The sequence below is a fragment of the Paenibacillus sp. FSL L8-0641 genome (genome assembly GCF_038006265.1).
Classification (GTDB): domain Bacteria; phylum Bacillota; class Bacilli; order Paenibacillales; family Paenibacillaceae; genus Paenibacillus; species Paenibacillus polymyxa_D.
Genome location: NZ_JBBOUW010000001.1, coordinates 3,469,701 through 3,490,759, shown reverse-complemented (window position 1 = coordinate 3,490,759; position 21,059 = coordinate 3,469,701). Strand labels below are relative to the sequence as shown.

The following is a 21,059-nucleotide window of genomic DNA, read 5'->3' as shown; positions in this document are numbered from 1 at the left end:
TATGCCGAAAAATACAGAACTTAAAAAAATACTTGTGATCGGTTCCGGTCCTATCGTCATTGGTCAGGCAGCAGAATTTGATTATGCTGGTACACAAGCTTGTCAAGCGCTCAAAGAAGAAGGCGTCGAGGTAGTACTGATCAACAGTAATCCGGCAACCATCATGACAGACACCAACATGGCAGACAAAGTATACATCGAGCCGATTACACTTGACTTTGTAACACAGATTATCCGTCAAGAGCGTCCAGATGGTCTGCTTCCTACGCTGGGAGGACAGACAGGTCTGAACATGGCAGTGGAACTGGCTCGCGCCGGAGTGCTGGAGCGTGAAAACGTCAAGTTACTGGGAACTCAACTGAATTCGATAGAAAAAGCCGAGGATCGTGATCTGTTCCGTGATTTGATGCGCGAGTTGGAACAACCTGTACCAGAGAGTGTCATTGTAACAACCTTGGAAGAATCTTTAGAATTTGCTAACGAAATCGGTTATCCAATTATCGTTCGCCCGGCTTATACGCTAGGGGGAACAGGCGGTGGTATCTGCTCCACAGAAGAAGAACTGCGTGAAACCGTCAGCTCTGGCTTGAGATACAGTCCAATCGGACAATGTTTGGTGGAAAAGAGTATCGCAGGTATGAAGGAAGTCGAATATGAGGTCATGCGTGACGGCAATGATAACTGCATCGTTGTCTGTAATATGGAGAACTTTGATCCAGTCGGCGTGCATACTGGCGACAGTATTGTCGTAGCTCCGAGTCAGACGCTGTCAGATCGCGAATACCAGATGCTGCGCTCTGCTTCTCTGAAAATTATCCGCGCCCTCAATATCGAAGGCGGCTGTAATGTACAGTTTGCGCTTGATCCGCACAGCTATCAATACTATGTCATTGAAGTAAACCCACGCGTAAGTCGCTCCTCGGCACTGGCCTCCAAGGCAACCGGATATCCGATTGCTAAAATGGCTGCCAAAATTGCACTGGGTTACACGTTGGATGAAATTGTGAATCCGGTAACGGGACAGACGTATGCTTGCTTTGAGCCAACATTGGATTACATCGTAAGCAAAATACCACGCTGGCCATTTGACAAATTCATTTCTGCCAACCGCAAGCTGGGCACGCAAATGAAAGCAACGGGTGAAGTCATGGCCATCGGACGCACATTCGAAGAGTCCATCCAGAAAGCGGTACGGTCTTTGGAAATCGGTGTACACCGTCTGCATCTTAAGGGAGCCGATCAGCTGTCTGATGACGTGCTCAAGGATCGTCTGATTAAAGCAGATGATGAGCGGTTGTTCTTGGTAGCTGAGGCGTTCCGTCGCGGCTGGCAGCAGCAGGAGATTCAAGATTTGACAAAAATTGACTGGTGGTTCCTCGATAAGGTAGAGGGAATCATCAAGTTCGAAGCCATTATCGCTGGAGAATCTGAGCTGACCTACGAAACACTCTATCAGGCCAAACGTAAAGGCTTTACCGACCGCTCTATCGCCGAGATTCGCAGTATGGGCCAAAACGACAGTATGACAACCGAGCGTGAGGTACGTGAATTCCGTCTAGCTCAAAACCTGCGTCCGGTCTACAAAATGGTAGATACGTGCGCAGCCGAGTTTGAAGCCACAACTCCGTACTACTACTCCTCTTACGAGGTGGAAAATGAAGTGATTCCATCTAGCAAAGAGAAAGTTATCGTACTCGGTTCCGGACCGATTCGGATCGGGCAAGGGATTGAATTTGATTACTCCACCGTACATGCGGTATGGGCTATTCAAAAAGCGGGCTACGAAGCAGTGATTATCAATAACAACCCGGAGACGGTATCTACGGACTTTAACACATCCGACCGCCTCTACTTTGAACCGCTCTTCTTCGAAGATGTAATGAATGTTATCGAGCAGGAAAAACCGATTGGGGTTATCGTCCAGTTCGGGGGTCAAACGGCCATTAATCTCGCAGCTCCACTGAGTGCGGCAGGCGTGAATATTTTGGGTACGAGTCTGGAAAGTATCGATGAAGCGGAAGACCGGAAGAAGTTTGAGCAACTTTTGTCTCGTCTGGCTATCGCACAGCCTAAAGGCAACACGGTCACATCAGTTGATGAAGCAGTAGGAACCGCACAGGCGCTGGGCTATCCAGTTCTGGTACGTCCATCCTACGTTCTGGGCGGACGCGCTATGGAAATCGTGTACTCAGATACGGAATTGCTGCGGTACATGGAAGAAGCGGTTAAAATCAATCCAGAGCATCCGGTGCTCATCGACCGTTATATGCTGGGTAAAGAAGTAGAGGTCGATGCCATCTGCGACGGCGAGACAGTATTGGTACCAGGCATTATGGAGCATGTGGAACGGGCCGGGGTTCACTCAGGTGACTCTATCGCGGTGTATCCACCACAGCACTTATCTGTCGAGCTGAAACAAAAAATTGTGGAAATTACAATCAGCATCGCTAAGGAATTGAAAACCATCGGTCTGGTAAATATCCAGTTTGTTATTCATCAAGACGAGGTGTACGTGATCGAGGTTAATCCTCGCTCCTCGCGGACAGTTCCTTTCTTGAGTAAAGTAACAAATATCCCAATGGCGAATCTGGCTACACAGGCTATTTTGGGCGGTAAGCTTAAAGATGCAGGTTATTCAGAAGGCCTATGGCCTGAAAGTAATTATGTCTCGGTTAAGGTTCCGGTATTCTCCTTTGCCAAACTGCGTCGTGTAGAGCCGACGCTGGGCCCGGAAATGAAATCGACAGGTGAAGTTATGGGACGCGATATTCAGTATGCCAAAGCACTGTACAAAGGACTTGTGGGAGCTGGTATGAAAATTCCATCCACTGGGGCGATCATCATTACAGTGGCAGATAAGGACAAAGAAGAAGCTGTCGAGTTGATGCAGGGCTTTTACAGACTGGGCTATAAAATTATTGCAACAGGTGGAACGGCGGCTGCTATGAAGCAGGCCAATATTCCAGTGAACACGATCAACAAACTGAGCGAAGGTAATCCGAACATCCTGGATATGATTCGCACGGGTGAAGCCAACTTTGTCTTCAATACGTTGACCAAAGGCAAAACGCCAGAGCGTGATGGATTCCGTATCCGCCGCGAAGCAGTTGAGAATGGCATTGTCTGCATGACCTCACTGGATACAGTACGCGCTTTGCTAAGAATGCTGGAAACGATCAATTTCACATCCGAATCCATGCCGGTCCTGAGCAAATAATGCGTTACGAATAGATGTGAGGAAATAAGTAGCACAGGGAAGGACATTCATCAGCTTCGGCTGACGGATGTCCTTTATCACGGGCAAATGCACCCGAATTGACGTAAAAAGGGGATGGAGAACGGTGAATGGAGCATTTCAGCAGATGGCAGGACGGCTGATGGTTGCGTTAGATTATCCCAATGCACAACAGGCTGAGCAGTTAATTCGGCAGCTAGAAGGGATTCCTTGTTATATAAAAGTAGGTATGCAACTGTTTTATAGTGCAGGGCCAGCTTTTGTAGAACAACTAAAGTCCAGAGGATACTCCGTATTTCTGGATTTGAAAATGCATGATATCCCTAACACGGTGCGGGGAGGGGCAGAGAGCATTACCCGCTTAGGTGTAGATATGTTCAACGTACATGCTGCTGGGGGCGTTAATATGATGTCAGCCGCTAAAGCTGGTGCAGAAGCAGCTATTTCCGCAGACAGCTCGCTTTCCATGCCGCTCATTATTGCAGTCACACAGCTGACCAGCACGGATCAGACGACCATGAATAAGGAGTTAGGTATTCCTGGTACGGTACAGGATGCAGTGGTTCGTTACGCGCAACTGACCCGTGAGGCGGGACTGGATGGTGTGGTAGCTTCACCTTTGGAAGTGCCTGCCATTCGTGCTGTATGTGGATCAGACTTTAAGACGATAACTCCTGGCATACGCCCGGCAGGTAGTGCTACAGGCGATCAGTCGCGTGTGCTTACACCTGGCCAAGCCATTGCACAAGGCAGCAGCTACATTGTCGTTGGACGTCCTATCACCGCAGCAGCAGACCCACGCGCCGCAGCGGAACACATTATTGAGGAGATGATACAAGTATGACCACATTCAATAGTATACCTGAGCAAATTGCATCCCATCTGTTACGTATTCAGGCGGTGGCATTGCGCCCACAACAGCCTTTTACATGGACATCCGGCATTAAATCGCCAATTTACTGTGACAATCGCCTGACCATGTCCTACCCGGAGGTGCGCGAGCTGATCGCAGACTCATTTGCTGCCCTTATTCGTGAGCAATACCCCGAAACTGAAGTCATTGCAGGGACAGCTACAGCAGGGATTCCTCATGCAGCCTGGGTGGCGCAAAAGCTAAATCTGCCAATGGCCTATGTAAGGGACAAAGCCAAAGGACATGGGAAAGAAAACCAAATCGAAGGCCGTATTAGTGCAGGTCAGAAGGTTATGGTTATCGAGGATCTTATTTCTACAGGAGGCAGCTCCATTAAAGCAGCACAGGCCGTAGCACAAGCAGGCGCTCAGCCATTAGCGGTACTGGCCATTTTCAGCTACCAGCTAGACAAAGCGACTCAAGCCTTTGAAGAAGCGGGTGTGGAGCTGCAAAGCTTGTCCAATTATACAGCCCTGATGAACGTTGCCTTGCGTGAAGGAACCATTCAGGAAGAAGAGATGGAACTGCTGCGTTCCTGGCGCCAGGACCCCGCTTCCTTTGGTAAATAAGATGAGCTATAGAGGCCAATAGGTCTAATGATTAGAGCGATTCGTACTCTTTGCTAACCATTGTAGATTGTTATGGCCCAGGCCGTGTAAATCGAATTCGATCCGGTTACACTAACTCCTACCATCATGTGAAAAGAGGGAGCTCGGATGTATTGGATTTACTATGGCAGACTGTACACGACTAAATTTCAGGCAGGATGTCTGGCAAAAAGGTTGGAGCACGACGGCTGGATGTATGGCTACAATGATCCCCGCGCAGTGGAGGTGTACCGCTCGCGCAAAGGTCGTTATGGTGTCCGATTTATTCCGTAAGTCCACAAAAATAATTTTTAAAAAGAAAATTTTCGAAAGACTATTGACGAAACACAAGAAAATGTTGTATATTAATTAACGTTGCTGTTATGAATATGTGACGTGAATATACATGTTTTTTTGAGGGCCCTTAGCTCAGTTGGTTAGAGCGGTCGGCTCATAACCGATTGGTCGGGGGTTCGAGTCCCTCAGGGCCCATTTCCTCAAAAACCCTTGCTAAGCAAGGGTTTTTTTGTTGTTTATAGAGGGTGAGAAAATGGAGGGAAGTAGCATTTATAAGGGGGCGATTATAATTTGCTAACGTATTTGCTAACATGAATTTATTTTCGAGGTTTATCGCCCTTACTAAGCTGTTTCATAAATGGTAAATCTGCAGGTAAGAAATCATATTGGAGTATTGTTTCTTTGTTGACCCAACGTAATTGATCATGATCTATTAATTGAATTTCACCAGATACCCATGTAGCCCAAAATGCAATTAATTTTATTGAACCATCACCGTATGAATAAACAGATTCTCCAAGCTGTTGACCAACTTTAATATCAATCCTAAGTTCTTCTTTGATCTCGCGTCTAACACATTCTTCAAGTGTTTCATTGGGTTCCAACTTTCCACCAGGGAATTCCCACTTGCCAGCGAGTTTGTTGTCGGGGCCCCGTCTGGTGATTAAAAATTCGCCATCATTGTGAATAATGGCCGCCGTAACTAGTTTCATCGCCAACACCTCTTATGAAATGTATTATATAATACAGAACTTTTTATCGAACTTTAAAAATATGCTCACGATGGTATTTTACATAATGTTTATGGCCTTCCAGTAAGGTGATTTTCATTTGATCTTTCACATTCATTAATAACTTACTTAGATCGTCGAGATAAGGAGAGATAAGTAACGAACCATCATCATCAAAGCTGATATAACCTCTATCATACAAAGTATCATGAGATGGACAAAAGAGAAAACCATTATACTTGTCGAGCCGTTCCTTATTGTTAGATTCGCGCCAAGGTTTACTGTGACTCGCTCTTAGAAAATTAATGTTATCGAGTCCACATAGTTTGCATTTCTTATCCAGCTTGATTAGTTCCTGTTTAAACTTGTCTTGTCCAACACGAGTTTGTACTAATTGTTCCCTGATTGTTTCTTCAGGTATTCGAGAAATATCATTTTCTACATCACTGATAATTTCATCTTCACTTTTAGCGACTAATTCTAAATCAGCAATAGTAATCCCAACTTTTGTGAAAAGAAAATTAGCAAGTTCCTCAGTTATCCGAAATAAGTAGCCAGTATTACCTCTCCCGGCTAAATTATATGGGGCATACTTCTTACCTTGTAAAACAAGGATATCATTCATATAATTCTTATATTTAATTGGCGTCGAAATATCACTATACTCGGCATCAACAATCCAACCATCCTGTTCCCAATTATCAACCGATCCCAAAGAGTCCGGTTTCTTAGACTCTCGATAATCGTTTTTAGCAATGATGACTGAGTGCATACGTCCCTTATAACTACTGAATATGATGTCTCCTTTTTTGACTGTAGTCATCGAAGTCCAGTGATGAAAGGTTTTACCGTCCTTATTTTTCTTTGGTGCCCATAAAAAGCCGCCATCATGCTCTTCACGATAAGTCTTATTCTGAAAAACAAAAAAGTATCTCATTTCTCTGGTCCCCATTTATTATTTAGATATTGTTCTCTTCTTAATTCTGCAATATCATGTTAATTCCTTGAAATATGACGATATTCGACACTTTTTTTGTAACGAGAGCTTTGATCTAAGATTTTAGTCCGGTTTTTTTCCCACGAAATGATTTAATTCGGCTTCAATGCGATCTACAGCTTCATCTTGCATCGTAGGAAGTAGGTGAGAGTATCGCTCATTGAACATGGCAGGAGTCATCCCTAGCCTTTCAGCTGCTACTTTAGGGTTTATGCCTATACGTAAAAGAAAGGAAGCGTGTGTGTGTCGCAGGTCATGAAAGCGAATTTTCTTGACTCCAGCCTTACGAACTAACACGTCCATACCCTCGGTGATACGCTTCGGCTTTATATATCCTCCCCATGGATAGCAGCAAACAAGGTCGTTATCCTCATATGTTTCTCCATATTGCTTTTTGTGTTCTTTTATTTGCTCTTGTCTATGTCTTAGATCATCAATAATCAATTGGAACAATTTCACGCGGCGTATGGAATCATTTGTTTTGGGGCGCTGTATAACCAATCCATTACGTGTCCAATTGGCGGTTTGAATGACCCGCAATTCCTTTTGTTCAAAGTCAATATCGCTCCATCGCAATCCTAAAATTTCTCCACGTCGCATTCCCGTATAAACTGCAAGAGAAAATACAATAAAGTGAACATGATCACGAGAGAAGTCGAGAAATTGTGTGAATTCTTCAATAGTCCAAAACTGCATTTCCTTCTGTTCGTTTGCATTAACTTTATTACGCATCGACACTTTGCTCATTATGTCTTCGGAAAGCAATCCAGACTCTGAATATGCAAGTCGCAAGGCTCTTTTTAGCACACCATGAATATTTTTAACGTACTCTTTTGAGTAACTTTTACGTAAATCAGCGTAGAATGTTTTTATTATTCTGGGAGTCAAGCTTTGCAACCTGATTTTCCCCAAGACTGGTATAATTCTAGCTTCTATTATTGTCTTTTCTGTATCGAAAGACGTTGGTTTAAAATTGGGCTTAGCATGTGTTTCAAGATATTCTAGTAGATATTCTGTGACAGTTATTTTTGAATCATCAGTATAAGTACCTTTTTCAATCTCAGCTATTTTCAAGTGACAAGCTTTCCAAGCTTCTTTTTCGCTTTTAAAACCCCCTTTTGTTTTCTGTCGTCGTCCTCCTGTGAGTGGATCAGATGGAAGATCAATTATAAAAGTCCACGTCTTTCCTCTTTGATAAACATGCCCTTTCATTGTGCGACCTCCGAATTATGTTTTAATTTAGTTACGCTTTGAATTTATTAATTGGGATTACCTTTCGTTTTGAGTTGAGTCTTTGAAATGCAACAGCAATTTGAATTTTGGATTTCAGAAGTTCTACATTCTCTCGTTGATAGTAGTAGTCATCATGAAGCCGAGAAACGATTTGCTCAACTCGATCTGCAGCGAGCTCTTGCGGTACATGAAATTCGTCTGCCAAAAGCCTTACATATACGTCTTTGGTCATTTCTAAGGGTACAGGCAGGAGATAGTGGGGCATGGAAGCAATTAGGCTAAAATGCCAAGCCTGTGTCTCTTGCAAGTCCACAAAAAGACCAGGGAGATTTCCTTGATCTCCTTCGTGCTGCACGATATGTGAGAGTTCGTGAAAAAAGTCAGATCGTTGTTTTGGAATAGAGTCACTATTGTTTAAGAAAATAACGCTACCTTCTTCGTTCCAAAAAGCATGAGGCTTACCTTCGTAATACACAATGTCTGCTCCCCATAAAGCTGCAATCTGATCAATATCCAATTCATGTGGATAGTTGATATTCAGTGTTTGGTATAAATCACATATCAATAGTTCATTTTCCGTAGGCCTGTAATATGGAATCATTTATCATCACCTATAAAATTGAGCACGTATGTTCGATTTTTGTTTTAAAAGAAAAGCCTTTACAGGCTTTTGTTAAAAGATAAATTATTTAATTCTTCTTAGTTCAGCAATGTCTGCTTCTTGAGAAATAGATCGAACGGAAAGACGCTCAAGTATTTTCTGCTGTTCATGCTGAATTTGAAGCATGGTTTGTTGATTGTCTTTTAGAGAGGTTACATCATTAGTCAGTGTATCTACAGCTTCAGTCAGTTCCTCGACCTTGGAATTAGTTGTTCCTACAATTTGAATGATCTGTTGAAGATGCTGACCATGACTCTGTTGAACCGTTTCAAAATTACCTATGCGATCATCCATTGTTTGTAATTTATCAAGAATTTGATTCAGGATATGTTCACTCATAAAAGTTCCTCCGTATCATCCGTTTTTATAATGACTAGGGAGTGGCACTGATTATCCTTTTTGTTCTTTTTCACGTTGTTTACGTTTCATTTCCCGCCAAGCTTGGATCGCTGCATCAGCAACTTCTTTTTCTTCCTCAGTCCAATCTTTACCGCCATTCATGTAAGCATGGCCTCCTGAAGGTGATCTTGAGATCGAACGCCCCAATAGGTAATCACCAGAAACTTCAAAAAAGTCGGCAAAAACATTGAGCTCTTTATCTTCTATAGCCCTCTTTCCTGACTCAATTCTGGAAAGGACACTATTATTTATTCCTATGCGTTCAGCGAGCTCTAATTGGCTTAAACCACGTTCCTCGCGTAGTAGTTTAATTCGATCTCCAGAAACCGACACCATTTAACCGCCCTTCTTTCTGTTTTAGCAATATCATAGTAACATTTTTCTAAAACAGAAAAAAGAATTTTGCTAAAAAAGCAAATTTAATATTGACTTTGCTGTTTTAGCAATGTATATTGTAAACAAGATCTTTGCTAAAACAGCAAAGGGGGGGAGGACTGAATGAATCAATTCAATCTCCGTTTTATAAAGCAAAGAAGAAAGGAACTCTCTAAAACACTTCAGGATATGGCAGATGCGCTTGATATGAAGAATGCTTCGTCCTATATGAAGTATGAAAATGGTGAGTATTCTTTCAAAGCTACACATTTGCCAATGTTGGCTAATGAGCTTGAGTGTGGTGTTGAAAATTTTTTTGAAAATGATTTTGCTGAAATAGCAAAATGGGGGTGATTACCACTTAACTGTCAATCTTATCTTTCATCTTCTTAAGACTGCACCCTATAGTATGTCCATTATTTTAAAGGAGGTTGCTAAGTATGGCAAAAGCTTTGATGACTCCAACTACATTAGCGGAAGCACTCCGCTTGGCGGCAGACCTAGCAGAGCAAAATGAGGAGCTGGACCGTCAACTTACAGAATTACGATTGAACCGAGAATACCCAGAAGTATTGCGTCCAGCTCACATTATGAAGCTCATGGGATACAGCAAAGCTAAAGTGGCGGAGTTAACCAATCACCCAACGTTTCCACATCTAAATCGTGGGAGGCGAAAAGGTGAAGCTGTTACTGTTCTTAAATCGGATTTTTACGAATGGCTGAAAGGACATTAATAAAGCCATTATTTTGTCTGAATTATGCTTACATCTTGGTCAACTTTAACTGTGCTTCAAAGGGATGAAGCATCCGCAATATGGTACCAGTATGGCGGATTGAAGAATTCAACAGGGGGGGAGTGAAGCTCTGATTACATATTACTCTGAGATACCAGGCCTGCCTATTCCAATCTGGAATAATTTACGGATTAGGGAAGGGGATGAATCCCAATATGAAATTTGGCGCCATTATGCAAGCATGTCGTGTGCGGGCAGGGCTCAGTCAGGAAGAGATGGCTGAGCTCCTAAACCGAACACAGAGCTGTATCAGCAAAATTGAAAATGACCATAAAATACCCGACATGACTACGCTATTACGCTGGGTGGAAGTGACCGGAACGAGAGAGGTACTTGTGGCTTTTCTTTACGGAATGGATGGCCTACGGATGATACAAAACATTGTAACTATGATTGGAGGAACACGAACGATATGAGTACGATTCAAACACGAATCTATGAATTGAATCATTTTCGCAATTGGATTACAACCAATCCTGATCGTGTGGATGCTGATGTACGACCTGCTGCATTGGACTGGCTAAGTGGAGAAATTTCAAAGTTGGAGAAAAAGCAAAACGCCCGGCGGGTAGGCCGGACGCTTCGTGTAAGAGCCTGGTTAAAGTCTCTTGTGATAATAATTTTATCCTCTTTTTTTCCCGAACGCAAGGGGTGAAAAAGGAATGACACAACAAACCGTACTTGCCATTATTCAAAATTATGTCTCTACAACAAAGGCACTACGAGCTAATACAGCTATGTTTAAAGCAATGTTAGCGGAGCGTTCAGTTCAGGATGAAGCTCTCCAGCGGCTATGGAAGGAACGCGATGAGCTATATGACCAATGGTATAACGCCGCAGTGTGTTTGCGGGAAATGCCTGAAGAATATGCTGCACTCGCAATATATGAATTGGAACAACTGCAAGATATGTAATCCACGGTTTGTATGGACAGGCCTGTCGGCCTTGTCTTCGACCACCGGACGGGAATTCGATTTTTCCACCGTGGGTTGAAGATGCGGCTGACGCATCTCAAAGCAGCGACACGATGGTACGTGTACACGCGATGGTGAGAATATCAGGCAGAATATGACGGAGCGCGCCTGACTGCTGGTTCGAATCCAGTCTGTTTTGAAAGTACATAGGGAAGGAGGATCGATATGCAAATCATTCATAAATTGACCGTGGTCAGCAATCCAACACGAGTATTTGAAGTGGGTACGGAGCTGGATGATCGTGAAGTAATCGAGATTAGGCCAGTCGGTAAAGAATTTGAAAACAGCATTCATTCCGAATTTACGATTCATGACGAAAATGGCGACCTTATCGCCAGCATTGAAAATGCACCTGTCATTGTGGAGTACCGACAAATTGCAGAGCACGATGAAGTTAAAACTGTGGAAAGGGAATAGGTATGAGTCCAACACAAAAAAAGGTATTGGATTTCTTCACAGAAATGACGGTGGATGAGTCCGTGGATATGGAAAAATTTGTGGAGGCTTGTTCGTTGAATTTAGGATTATATACTTCTTTAAAATTTGAAAAGGAATCGCAAAGGAAGGTTATTTCAAAGGCTGAAAAGACTCTTCATCATGGGCTTGAAATTGGCAATGATCTCTCAGTTCTGCGAAATATTCAAGTTCTGATTATAGGAAAATAGCCCGCGGGAACGGGCTATCTCGGTTCTTTGAAAACTTGAAATTTGCTTGCCCCTATCGTAGCAGATAGGGGCTGATCAAACAAGAGGGAGCAATTTGTATGGCTATGAATGTAGCAGCCGTTACCAAAGGCATCGAACGTGACGAATGGTTAAAACTGCGTAAGCGTGGTATCGGTGGTTCGGATGCGTCCGCGGTGGCCGGGTTGAATCGGTATAAATCACCCGTTGGTGTGTTTCTGGAGAAAACGGATCAGATCGTACCGGATGAGCCGGGAGAGGCAGCATACTGGGGCAACCAGTTAGAAGATTTAGTCGCCCGTGAGTTTATGAATCAAACAGGTTTACGTGTACAGCGCAGTAATAAGCTTTATCAGCACCCTGAACATAAATTTATGTTGGGTAACGTTGACCGCCTGATTTTAGACAAGGGCGGTCGAGGACTTGGAATCCTGGAGTGTAAAACGGCCAGCGCCTATAAACTGAGCGAATGGGCCGACGATCAGGTTCCTGACGAATACGCCATTCAGCTCCAACATTACATGGCTGTGCTTGGTGTGGATTATGGTTACTTCGCTGTTTTAATCGGTGGCCAGAAATTCCAATACAAGCTGGTCGAGCGAAACGAGGGTATTATTGATTCTCTCATACAGATCGAGGACGAGTTTTGGAACAAGCATGTAATTCCGAGGGTTCCGCCGATGGTGGACGGTAGCGCTGCCTCAACGGATCTGTTGAATCAGCTGTATCCTGCTTCACGTCCTGCGACAGAAATTACGCTGGAGAAGGAGCAGGCTTTGCTGGTAGACAAGCTCATTGCGGCTAAAGAAGATGCACAAGCGGCTGCAGAACAGGTTAAGCGATTGGAGAACGAGCTAAAGGCAGCTATCGGTGAAAATGAGGTTGCCACGTATAACGGGGAACCTTTGGTAACTTGGAAGTCCAGTCAAACAACGCGCCTGGACACTAAGCGTTTGAAGCAGGAGCAGCCACACATTTTTGAAAAATATGCAAACACTACGTCATCCCGACGGTTCTTGGTGAAGTAAGGAGGCTATTATGGCAGGACAACGCAGTAACGGAGCAACCCTTGAAAAAAAGCTTCAAAATAAGGCGGCTGGGGCAAAAAACGATGCGCCTACACCTTCTCAGACCATCGCCGCTTATATGGACAAAATGAAGTATCAGATTGCGGAGGCTATGCCAAAGCATATGAGCATTGATCGGCTCAGCCGTATTGCCCTGACGACGATTCGTACGAATCCGAAGCTACTGGAATGCTCTATGCCGTCACTCATGGGGGCGGTCATGCAAGCGGCACAGCTCGGACTTGAACCTGGTCTGATCGGACATTGCTACATCATCCCATATAAAACGGAAGCCACATTTATCATCGGTTACAAAGGGATGATAGATTTGGCCCGACGGTCCGGAAACATCAAGTCTATTGCCGCTCACGAAGTCTATGAAAATGATTTCATTGAGCTGACATATGGGCTGGAGGAAAAATTGCAGCACGTTCCTTGGTTTTTGCGCAAGGATGCTCGACCTGCCGAGTCAGGGAAGATCATTGGGGCTTATATGGTTGCCAAGTTTAATGACGGCGGTCATTTCATTCACTATATGCCGATCAGCGAAATTGAAGCGCACAAAAAACGTTCCAAGGCATCTAACAACGGACCTTGGGTTACAGATTACACCGAAATGTGCAAGAAGACGGTGGTTCGGTCTGGATGGAAGTGGCTCCCTATCAGTGTTGAGATAGCTTCTGCGGTTACTCAGGATGAGACGGTGCGTAAAGATATCACTCCAAACGATGAACCTTTTGTCTTTGATATGCCAACTGAACCTAAAGACGGTGAAACACCTCAGACGGATGATGCAACTCAGCAGAATAACGCTGATCTGAAGCAGCCTGCCGATGGATCGGGTCAGGACGAACTGGAATTTGAATGAGTTCTATAAATGAGATTACTGGCAAGCCGCTGTTACGCAGTATGATCGGTGAATACATTTGGCGAATTAAAGAGTCCGACCCTGTAGCCTTTAAGTGCGAGGTGCGAGAATACTTCGCGCGGGGCTATCCAGGCTGGACAGTGGTTCGAGCTAAGTACCCTTATATATTTCTCAGGGATGATAGGGAGCAGAGTGTGTAAATGATTCTGGGCGGTGTGAAGAAGCGAACGGTATTTATATAAAAATCGCAAGAGATTAGGTGGTGAAGCCGGTGGACTCCAATGTAAATCCTCAGCCTACGGACGCACATATACGCATATCACATGAAATACATCGAGAGCTGATCCGGCGGAAGTTTACTCAGCGGCAGCGGGATATTATTGATTTTGTCCTCACGCTGAGCTGGGGATGCGGGAAGCCATCGGCCAAAATCCCTATGCTAAAACATTTTGAGCTATGTGGTGTCCGCAAGGAACATATCAAAAAGGAACTGAAAAAACTGGTTGAGAACCATGTACTGTTTTGGGATGAGCATATGAATGTGTTCCAGATCAACAAACATTATGATATGTGGTCCGTAGATGTGGTGGAGCGATATGACCCCAAAATGATGAACGATTTAATCAAAATCAACATTGAAACTCATGCCCCAAATCTCGGCAAACCAGTTACTAAAAAAGTAACTGAGTTACCAAAAAAGCAACCGATCCGAGTTACTAAAAAGGTAACTCAGTTACACAAAAGGCAACTGTTCAGTTACCAAAAAGGTAACTCGCCAGTTACTAAAAAGGTAACTGTGAAACGTGATTTTTCCTGTCATACCAAGGGATTTCGGCTCTCTAAAACAATATTTAAAGCAATTATTAAAAAAAAAACTACTACATCTTTAGATACTGTACAGGAATTAGATACAGAGCAAAGGGGTGGGGGAGGAGGACTTTCTTCGGATCATTCCTTTGGCTATATCTACCGCGCTTACGAAAACAATTTTGCAGATAACGGGAAAGTGACCCCGTTTGAAACCGAAGACTTGGGAGTCCTTTTCGACGATTACGGTGGAGAATGGCTTCTGAAAGCCATGAGGGAAGCCGTTCGACAGAAGAAAAAGAGCTTGGCTTACGTCCGGGGTACGCTGGAAGGATACCGTAAACGTGGTGGACCGGAAACGGAACGCCGAATGGATCGGGCTTCACCGGCGGAAGCAGAAGTTCAAGAAGATGACCCTATTACGATTTTGATGAGAAAGGCAGATGAGCAACGACTTGCTGAATACGGAGTTACTTGAGGCTGAAATTTTAGGTTCCTTTTTTCGAGACCCCTCCCTTGTAGGCGAAGTCGCCGTAACACTGGAGCCAAGCTTATTTACACAACCTTGGCATCGCAATCTGCTGAAAATGATACTAGAACTACATCGGACCGAACAGGAACTATCCATGACCATGTTGGTGACGGTATTCGAAAAGCATCTTGAAAAGGTGGGGGGAGTTTCCTACCTGTCTAAACTGGCCAGTTCTGCCGTTGCAGTTTCAATGTTGGAGCAGAATATCAGGCAGCTCATCGAAACCGATGCTCGTCGTAAAGCGCTGGATTTGGTTGGTCAATATCGTGATAAATTTTTGGATTTGTCATCAGGTGGGTTTGAAGAATTACTGGATGAGTTTGAACAGCGCTCACTGGATATTCGGCCTAAAGCATTGCTAAAGGATACGGCGGTTGACGACATCATCCAGTGGTACGAGGACTTGGTGCTTAAAACACAGGACCCTTCCCGAGCGCTTGGCATTATGACGGGCTGGTCAGCATTGGACCGACTGACGCTAGGGTTCCAGCGTACTAACCTGGTCGTCATCGGAGCTCGAACTAGCATGGGTAAGTCTGCCGTTGCTAATGAAATCAAGATGCGGGCGACGCAGCGCGGTCATAAGGTCGCGGACTTTAGCTTGGAAATGTCCAAGGCACAGATTTATAACCGGATGATCGCTAATCTGTGCAGTATTCCTCTGCAAGCAATACGTTCAGGACATCTGAAACCAGAACAGATCGAGCGAATTTCTATGCAGATGGAGTTTTTGCGGAAAATTCATATCGACGACAGCCGGGGTGTGACTGCGGAGTACATTTGTTCCGAAATGCGTCGATTGAAGCGGCAAGAAGGGCTTGATTTGGTCATTGTGGATTATCTACAGGAAGTGGTTGAACCGGCTGAACGTAACGACAACAGCGGTTCTGGGTTGCACAGGGTTTGTCAGAAGTTGCGTAAAGCCGCGAAGGATTGTGACTGCGCGCTGATCGGCTTATCTCAGGTCAAGCAGGATGTGGAGAGCCGACAGAACAAGAGACCGTTTGTTTCGGACTTATCAGGCAGCGCGGCAATCAGCGCGGTTGCTGACGATATCATGTTGCTGTACAGGGACGAATACTACAACCCTGACACACCGGACCCAGGTGTTTTGGAAATCAACCTCGCAAAACAACGTAATGGTCCTACTGGAGTAGTGAAACTCAAATTTGAGAAAGAGACACAACAAATCGCGTAGGGGAGGAACCGACATGGGGAAACAGACACGGCCATCGCGGCCGACACGCCGACAGAAAGAGGAAATGAAGGCATGGAAACTCAAGCCGAACACATGGCTGATGGTTCAGGATACGCCCGCAAAGATGGAACTCGTAAGTAAGTCAGGGCTAAAAAAACGTGTCATTCGGCGGGGAGCCTGATGCAGCCGTCATGCTGGACGCGGTGGAGCGTCTACGAGTACATGAAACATCGTTTTGTCTGCACTGGACAAGTTCCTGACGAAAGGGAATTACTCGAGGAGCTGAGGGACATTGATCAGAGCGAGTTGATCGAGGGGATGGCTGAGTTTCGTTTGATACTTGGTAACTGGCCCATCGTAGGAAGTGACAAGTCATGCGACTTCAGATAAAAGACTCGCTGTATCAAACTCAGCTAAAGCAAACTGTACGAGACCGAGGCGGCAGGGTGATAGGCGAGGTATTTGTCCTTGATCACAACATGCTGCTGATCAAGCAGTCACGTAAGCGTAAAAAGAGGGGGAAGCAGCTTTGAAGATTATGGGGATTGACCACGGCACAAATTTTGCTGGTTGGGCCACAATGCGAAATGGTAAGCCGATAGACTTTGGATTAAGGGACTATTCGTCAATTGCAATGCCTGGTGTTTTGGACGCCATCTACCAGGACACATTCCGACTGATCGAGCAGGAAGAACCGGAATTGATTGTACTGGAACGTCCAGTTCACTTTAAAAATGCCAACAGTGTACTAGCGCTTGTCGGGGCGTATACTTCTGTTTCTTTGGCTGCCCTGCATTTGGACAAGCCGATTGTGGGCATCCGTCCTTCGGAGCTCAAAATTCAAACTGGTAAAGGGAATGCGGATAAAGAGACAGTCGCCATGGAAATGCAGATGTTGTTCGACCTCGACTATGACGAGATCGCCATTCCTGTCCTGTACAAGAAAAACGATCCACGGGGCAAGTACAAAATCGGGGACATAAGGGAACGTCTTTTTGATCCTTCAGACGCTATCGCACTTTGCTGGGCCTATCATCAAAATTTCATTAAGGGAGTGGCTTAAAGATGAGCTATATAAATTTCAAAGGTACGGTTAAAAAGATCAATCTCAAGTCATCGGAAGAAACGGAAATTACAATCAGTATCCCAGCTTCTGAGCTGGACGGCCAATACAATACGCTTCAAAGTATGCTGGAGCTTAAAGTTATCGGAGGTTTGGATTCACAGATTGTCACGTACAAAGTTTTGAAGAATGCCAGAACAGGCAAGCCAATCACGAAATACACCGTGGATGATGGTGGTGTGGTATCTGTATTGAAGCCGGAAGGAGAGCAGCTCTCCATGGATCTTGGGCTTCCTCCTGAGAAAGTGGAGATTAAAGCTGATCCAGAGCAGATTGACCTTGAAATTATTCAGGACTTTATACTCAGCGGTCTGGCGCCACGCTTTGACGACATGCAGTATGACTTTTTGGAAATCACAGAGCGTTTGTCCGCTGGGGACACCTATCTGAAAATAGCTGCTGACATCGGTATAGGTGTAGGCGTGTTCGTGGTTATGGTGGATGAATACCGGAAGCGTGTCGCGCCAATGGCTGCCAAGTGGGATGAATGGCGCAAAGGCCAAGTCAATACGGTACCGCCAAAAGATGGGGAGCCAGTAAACTGCCAGGAAGAAGAACAAAAAAATGACGATCAGCCGGAAGAGCAAGAAGGTGCTAATACTGATTCGTCTGAGCATACTGAAGAAAATGAATCTGAGGATGACAACAAGCCAAAGGATGACTCAAATCCTGCTACTGACACAGATTCCGAGACGGCAGTCGATAAGGAGGAACTGGAAGAATACATTCTGAAAGTCCGTCCTAACTTTGACGATATCCCTGTTGATTTCCCTACTTTGCTTCAACAGCGTCGTGAAGAAGGCAAGACGTGGATGCAGATTGCTAAAAGCATTGGCTTGACCAGTGGTCAGATCACTACCAAATGGACGGCTTATAAGAAGATGGTTGCCAAGCAAATGAAAAACGGAGGAGCAGCTTAACAGACCTCTCCCCAATCTAATACGTGGCCACTGGTTCCGCTGGTTTACAGTGGTCACTTACACTTATCAAACAGAACGTACGATCTTATTTCAAATTCGAAAGGATGGTAATCCATGCCAAAATCGTTTAAAGATCAAATTAGTAACAAGCTCGTTCGTATGATTCCTCAGTTGAATGAGGTCATCGGGAATATTGATTCAGCGGAAGAAAGCTGGACCAGTTACTATAGTCAAAACAATCCACAGGATATGTATTTGCGAGACATGTTCCAGCGGATTAATGAGAAACTTGGAATGGCGATCTGGCTCATGTTTCAAGCGTTTGGTGAGGTTGCAGAGGAAGGGATTTTACGCAAGCGTCCTGATGGTCGCTATGGATTTGGCAGTACATACTTCACGACGGGAAGTAAAGTGGAGTATCTAGATCATGGTGACCAAGAAGTACCTGCCAGATGGGTATATTCTCATGTACAGCACAACGGGAAGGAATACTATATTTCAGACAATGCCAGTCTTTCGTTGGATGGCTTGCTTGTGAGAGTGAAACGATTTGCCGCATGGGGTTAAGGGATCAGATTGTTGGCTGCGAATGTCTAATAGGACAGAAGGGATTAGGGTATTAAAATGACTAAAGATTATCGCCAATTATTGTTGGAATATGGTTATCCGGAGGATTTAGTCGACGGATAGACTTTAGAAGACTGCCAAGCTGAGTGGCAGGAGTTTTGTGGGACATGCATCTCGGAGTGATACAAAACAACCCCCGCATTCCTTGGCTGGGCTCGCGGGGGGCATCACTCTTAAACCTCACCAAATTATACCACGGGTGAGGGGATTACATTGGGGAAAAGAAGAAAAAACAACTTGCAAATAACGTTCAATATTCTGCCGATTGATGAGAAAGCCACCCGCCTTGCGGTGGAGGAATATCTGGAGATAGTTCGGCAGTATCGGCAGATTGGTTTTGTTAGGCGCGAGGCTGCTATAACGCAGTCCTATACTTATAGAGAGCATCAATCTACCAATGCGATGAGCAAGCAGACGGAGGAAATTGCCACATACAACGTGGACAAGGAGGCAGAGCTTCAAGCAAAGGATAAGCTGCTGGAACTGGCAATGAGTAAGCTTTCCAGTATGCAACGGGAGGTTATTCAACGGAGCTATTTGGACAACGAAGGGGAGTTCGATTACATTAGTTGCGGAGAAATGGGAATCAGCGATAGTACGTTCCGACGTTTAAAAGGAGAAGCGGTAGGGATTCTTGCAGCTGCATTAAAGTTAACAATTTTTAATAAGACTGATGAAATATCGTTTGAGGTCGGCTGATGTCGACCTTTTTTATAGTTTTATTTGATTTTTTGGTATATATTTAGGATAAATTTACTATATAGGAGGAGTTTTATGGGTATATTGAATCAAGGTTGGTTTGGTATTTTAGTAGGGCTTATTGCAACTATTATTGTTTATTTAAGGGGAAAAATTGGTGCAAGACTTGATTATCAAATGGGTAAATTAAAAATAGTGGGTAAAGAAAACTTAATCGCTCCTGGTATTGAGATAAAATACGATGGTGTGTCAATTGAAAGTTTAGTACAAACGCAAATTATCATTTGGAATTCAGGCAATGCGACAATTAATGGAAAAGAGATAGTCAATGATGATCGACTCAGATTTGCATTTGAAAAAAATGAGATACTCAGTTGTAGTGTGGTGTTATTTTCAAGGGGAATTAATAAATTTTGTGTAAGTAGAGATGAGGATTCTAAGAAAAAAATTTTTATTGATTTTGATTTTTTGGATCCTAAGGATGGAGCAGTCATTGAGGTATTGCATAAAGGAGAAGGAAATGAATCCTACCCAGTGTTAGAGGGAACTATAAAAGGGATGAGGAGAAAAATAAGAAACAAAGGAATCGCTCCGTTTCCACTAATAGATATTAAAGAACTAAAGAAAAAAGCATTTGGAATACTTTTAATATTTATTGTATTTCTACTATTGAATGTGTCAATTAGTGCTACTATAGTTTATTCACAAGTGCTTTCTGGTATAGGAGTTATAAAGATAATGCCTGTTATTATAACAAGTGTAGGAGCATCCCTCCCCATTACAATTGCCATAACAGGAATTAATATTTTTAAGAGAAGAAAATTTCCAAGGGGTATAGACCAAGTAAGATAAGTTTGGATTGAATTACGTGCTTGTTTTTTAATCGGAAATTGACTGTTTAATGATGCGCTGCTGGACTTTTGATGTGGTAAATTTGTATCATGGAAAATCAAATAAGGAACACATTGAGGCGCTAATGCCCCGGTGATCAGGTCGGCCAATGTGCCGGCCTTTTTGATTTTTCTATAAAACCCTATTAGGAGGACATGATTATGTCTGCAAAACCACGTTTCGCATTTTTGAGTGAGGATGGAATATTACGCCTACACGATGAAGAACACGCTTCACAGCACGGTAAGCACGTACAAACAAGCCTAACTGACGACGAGAGCGGCTATCCAGTCGTTGAGGATCAGGGCGTTGTGTATTATGCCCATGAGGACAAAGCTTACGTCAAGGGCAACAAAAGTGACGGCCAGCTCATCCCGACACCATTGGTGCTCAAGCAGCTCGCAGCAGAGCTCCTATAATTCAGTATTATCCAGAATTATTCCCCGGA

30 protein-coding genes and 1 tRNA gene are annotated in these 21,059 nt (G+C 44.1%); 25 read left to right on the top strand and 6 right to left on the bottom strand.

The features are described from left to right. Position 1 precedes the first annotated feature (1 nt). From carB to MKY16_RS15750, 5 genes are all read left to right on the top strand, one after another. Positions 2-3,217 carry a carbamoyl-phosphate synthase large subunit gene (gene carB / locus MKY16_RS15770; RefSeq protein WP_340956066.1) on the top strand — a complete coding sequence of 1,072 codons (3,216 nt, stop codon included), beginning with the start codon at positions 2-4 and terminating at the stop codon, positions 3,215-3,217. A 67-nt stretch (positions 3,218-3,284) separates the two neighbouring features. Continuing rightward, the gene (pyrF, locus tag MKY16_RS15765) at positions 3,285-4,079 is read left to right on the top strand and encodes an orotidine-5'-phosphate decarboxylase (RefSeq protein WP_080658631.1); all 795 of its coding nucleotides are present in this window, start codon (positions 3,285-3,287) and stop codon (positions 4,077-4,079) included. Next, positions 4,076-4,717, top strand: coding sequence for an orotate phosphoribosyltransferase (gene pyrE, locus MKY16_RS15760; protein WP_013311063.1), 642 nt, complete (start codon positions 4,076-4,078; stop codon positions 4,715-4,717). Before pyrF ends, pyrE begins: the two co-directional genes overlap by 4 nt. A 147-nt stretch (positions 4,718-4,864) precedes the next feature. Beyond that, entirely contained in the window at positions 4,865-5,029 is a 165-nt protein-coding gene (locus tag MKY16_RS15755; protein WP_014282411.1) for a hypothetical protein, read from the top strand. Positions 5,030-5,153: 124 nt separating this feature from the next. Continuing rightward, positions 5,154-5,227 (top strand) — tRNA-Ile (locus tag MKY16_RS15750). A 122-nt stretch (positions 5,228-5,349) separates the two neighbouring features. Here MKY16_RS15750 and MKY16_RS15745 read toward each other — a convergent pair. The 6 genes from MKY16_RS15745 to MKY16_RS15720 form a co-directional block, all read right to left on the bottom strand. Next, positions 5,350-5,745, bottom strand: coding sequence for a (deoxy)nucleoside triphosphate pyrophosphohydrolase (locus MKY16_RS15745; RefSeq protein ID WP_340956063.1), 396 nt, complete (start codon positions 5,743-5,745; stop codon positions 5,350-5,352). A 43-nt stretch (positions 5,746-5,788) separates the two neighbouring features. Then, the gene (locus tag MKY16_RS15740; protein WP_340956059.1) at positions 5,789-6,700 is read right to left on the bottom strand and encodes an HNH endonuclease; all 912 of its coding nucleotides are present in this window, start codon (positions 6,698-6,700) and stop codon (positions 5,789-5,791) included. Between the two features lie 123 nt (positions 6,701-6,823). Beyond that, a complete protein-coding gene (locus tag MKY16_RS15735) occupies positions 6,824-7,972 on the bottom strand; it encodes a site-specific integrase (RefSeq protein ID WP_340956058.1) in 1,149 nt (382 codons plus the stop codon). 31 nt (positions 7,973-8,003) lie between these two features. Next, positions 8,004-8,594, bottom strand: a complete 591-nt coding sequence (locus MKY16_RS15730; protein ID WP_290409434.1) for an ImmA/IrrE family metallo-endopeptidase — start codon at positions 8,592-8,594, stop codon at positions 8,004-8,006. 84 nt (positions 8,595-8,678) lie between these two features. After that, complete coding sequence (locus tag MKY16_RS15725) at positions 8,679-8,993, bottom strand: hypothetical protein (protein ID WP_340956053.1); 315 nt, start codon at positions 8,991-8,993, stop codon at positions 8,679-8,681. A gap of 51 nt (positions 8,994-9,044) precedes the next feature. After that, the gene (locus tag MKY16_RS15720) at positions 9,045-9,389 is read right to left on the bottom strand and encodes a helix-turn-helix domain-containing protein (protein WP_340956052.1); all 345 of its coding nucleotides are present in this window, start codon (positions 9,387-9,389) and stop codon (positions 9,045-9,047) included. A 162-nt stretch (positions 9,390-9,551) separates the two neighbouring features. Between MKY16_RS15720 and MKY16_RS15715 the strand changes: the two genes are divergently transcribed. The 20 genes from MKY16_RS15715 to MKY16_RS15620 all read left to right on the top strand — a co-directional run bounded on the left by MKY16_RS15715 (position 9,552) and on the right by MKY16_RS15620 (position 21,030). Beyond that, the gene (locus tag MKY16_RS15715; protein ID WP_340956050.1) at positions 9,552-9,782 is read left to right on the top strand and encodes a helix-turn-helix domain-containing protein; all 231 of its coding nucleotides are present in this window, start codon (positions 9,552-9,554) and stop codon (positions 9,780-9,782) included. 86 nt (positions 9,783-9,868) lie between these two features. Then, positions 9,869-10,162 carry a hypothetical protein gene (locus tag MKY16_RS15710; RefSeq protein WP_340956048.1) on the top strand — a complete coding sequence of 98 codons (294 nt, stop codon included), beginning with the start codon at positions 9,869-9,871 and terminating at the stop codon, positions 10,160-10,162. Positions 10,163-10,377: 215 nt separating this feature from the next. Further along, positions 10,378-10,638, top strand: coding sequence for a helix-turn-helix domain-containing protein (locus tag MKY16_RS15705; RefSeq protein WP_043886007.1), 261 nt, complete (start codon positions 10,378-10,380; stop codon positions 10,636-10,638). Beyond that, positions 10,635-10,877 carry a hypothetical protein gene (locus tag MKY16_RS15700; RefSeq protein WP_254350098.1) on the top strand — a complete coding sequence of 81 codons (243 nt, stop codon included), beginning with the start codon at positions 10,635-10,637 and terminating at the stop codon, positions 10,875-10,877. Before MKY16_RS15705 ends, MKY16_RS15700 begins: the two co-directional genes overlap by 4 nt. 7 nt (positions 10,878-10,884) lie before the next feature. After that, positions 10,885-11,136: a hypothetical protein gene (locus MKY16_RS15695; protein ID WP_340956043.1), complete on the top strand. Its 252-nt coding sequence runs from the start codon at positions 10,885-10,887 to the stop codon at positions 11,134-11,136. A 225-nt stretch (positions 11,137-11,361) separates the two neighbouring features. After that, a complete protein-coding gene (locus MKY16_RS15690; RefSeq protein ID WP_340956041.1) occupies positions 11,362-11,613 on the top strand; it encodes a hypothetical protein in 252 nt (83 codons plus the stop codon). Positions 11,614-11,615: 2 nt separating this feature from the next. Continuing rightward, complete coding sequence (locus tag MKY16_RS15685) at positions 11,616-11,861, top strand: hypothetical protein (protein WP_340956039.1); 246 nt, start codon at positions 11,616-11,618, stop codon at positions 11,859-11,861. A gap of 98 nt (positions 11,862-11,959) precedes the next feature. Then, the gene (locus MKY16_RS15680; protein WP_340956037.1) at positions 11,960-12,907 is read left to right on the top strand and encodes a YqaJ viral recombinase family nuclease; all 948 of its coding nucleotides are present in this window, start codon (positions 11,960-11,962) and stop codon (positions 12,905-12,907) included. A gap of 10 nt (positions 12,908-12,917) precedes the next feature. Continuing rightward, the gene (gene recT, locus MKY16_RS15675) at positions 12,918-13,814 is read left to right on the top strand and encodes a recombination protein RecT (RefSeq protein WP_241113361.1); all 897 of its coding nucleotides are present in this window, start codon (positions 12,918-12,920) and stop codon (positions 13,812-13,814) included. Next, positions 13,811-14,014: a hypothetical protein gene (locus tag MKY16_RS15670; RefSeq protein WP_340956034.1), complete on the top strand. Its 204-nt coding sequence runs from the start codon at positions 13,811-13,813 to the stop codon at positions 14,012-14,014. Before recT ends, MKY16_RS15670 begins: the two co-directional genes overlap by 4 nt. 71 nt (positions 14,015-14,085) lie before the next feature. Beyond that, positions 14,086-15,099, top strand: coding sequence for a replication protein (locus MKY16_RS15665; protein WP_340956032.1), 1,014 nt, complete (start codon positions 14,086-14,088; stop codon positions 15,097-15,099). Continuing rightward, positions 15,065-16,351, top strand: a complete 1,287-nt coding sequence (locus tag MKY16_RS15660; RefSeq protein ID WP_241113358.1) for a replicative DNA helicase — start codon at positions 15,065-15,067, stop codon at positions 16,349-16,351. The genes MKY16_RS15665 and MKY16_RS15660 overlap by 35 nt, the downstream gene beginning before the upstream one ends. Positions 16,352-16,364: 13 nt before the next feature. Beyond that, a complete protein-coding gene (locus tag MKY16_RS15655; RefSeq protein ID WP_340956030.1) occupies positions 16,365-16,532 on the top strand; it encodes a DUF6906 family protein in 168 nt (55 codons plus the stop codon). 41 nt (positions 16,533-16,573) lie between these two features. Next, positions 16,574-16,741, top strand: coding sequence for a hypothetical protein (locus MKY16_RS15650; RefSeq protein ID WP_340956027.1), 168 nt, complete (start codon positions 16,574-16,576; stop codon positions 16,739-16,741). Positions 16,742-16,889: 148 nt separating this feature from the next. Next, positions 16,890-17,414, top strand: a complete 525-nt coding sequence (locus MKY16_RS15645; RefSeq protein ID WP_241113520.1) for a crossover junction endodeoxyribonuclease RuvC — start codon at positions 16,890-16,892, stop codon at positions 17,412-17,414. A 2-nt stretch (positions 17,415-17,416) separates the two neighbouring features. After that, the gene (locus MKY16_RS15640; RefSeq protein ID WP_340956024.1) at positions 17,417-18,394 is read left to right on the top strand and encodes a hypothetical protein; all 978 of its coding nucleotides are present in this window, start codon (positions 17,417-17,419) and stop codon (positions 18,392-18,394) included. A gap of 114 nt (positions 18,395-18,508) precedes the next feature. Continuing rightward, positions 18,509-18,961, top strand: coding sequence for a DUF5348 domain-containing protein (locus MKY16_RS15635; RefSeq protein ID WP_340956022.1), 453 nt, complete (start codon positions 18,509-18,511; stop codon positions 18,959-18,961). Between the two features lie 273 nt (positions 18,962-19,234). Next, positions 19,235-19,720, top strand: coding sequence for an ArpU family phage packaging/lysis transcriptional regulator (locus MKY16_RS15630; RefSeq protein WP_340956020.1), 486 nt, complete (start codon positions 19,235-19,237; stop codon positions 19,718-19,720). Positions 19,721-19,795: 75 nt separating this feature from the next. After that, positions 19,796-20,572 carry a hypothetical protein gene (locus tag MKY16_RS15625; protein ID WP_340956019.1) on the top strand — a complete coding sequence of 259 codons (777 nt, stop codon included), beginning with the start codon at positions 19,796-19,798 and terminating at the stop codon, positions 20,570-20,572. Positions 20,573-20,772: 200 nt separating this feature from the next. Then, on the top strand, positions 20,773-21,030 hold the full coding sequence (locus tag MKY16_RS15620) for a hypothetical protein (protein WP_340956016.1): 258 nt from the start codon (positions 20,773-20,775) through the stop codon (positions 21,028-21,030). Positions 21,031-21,059: the final 29 nt, after the last annotated feature.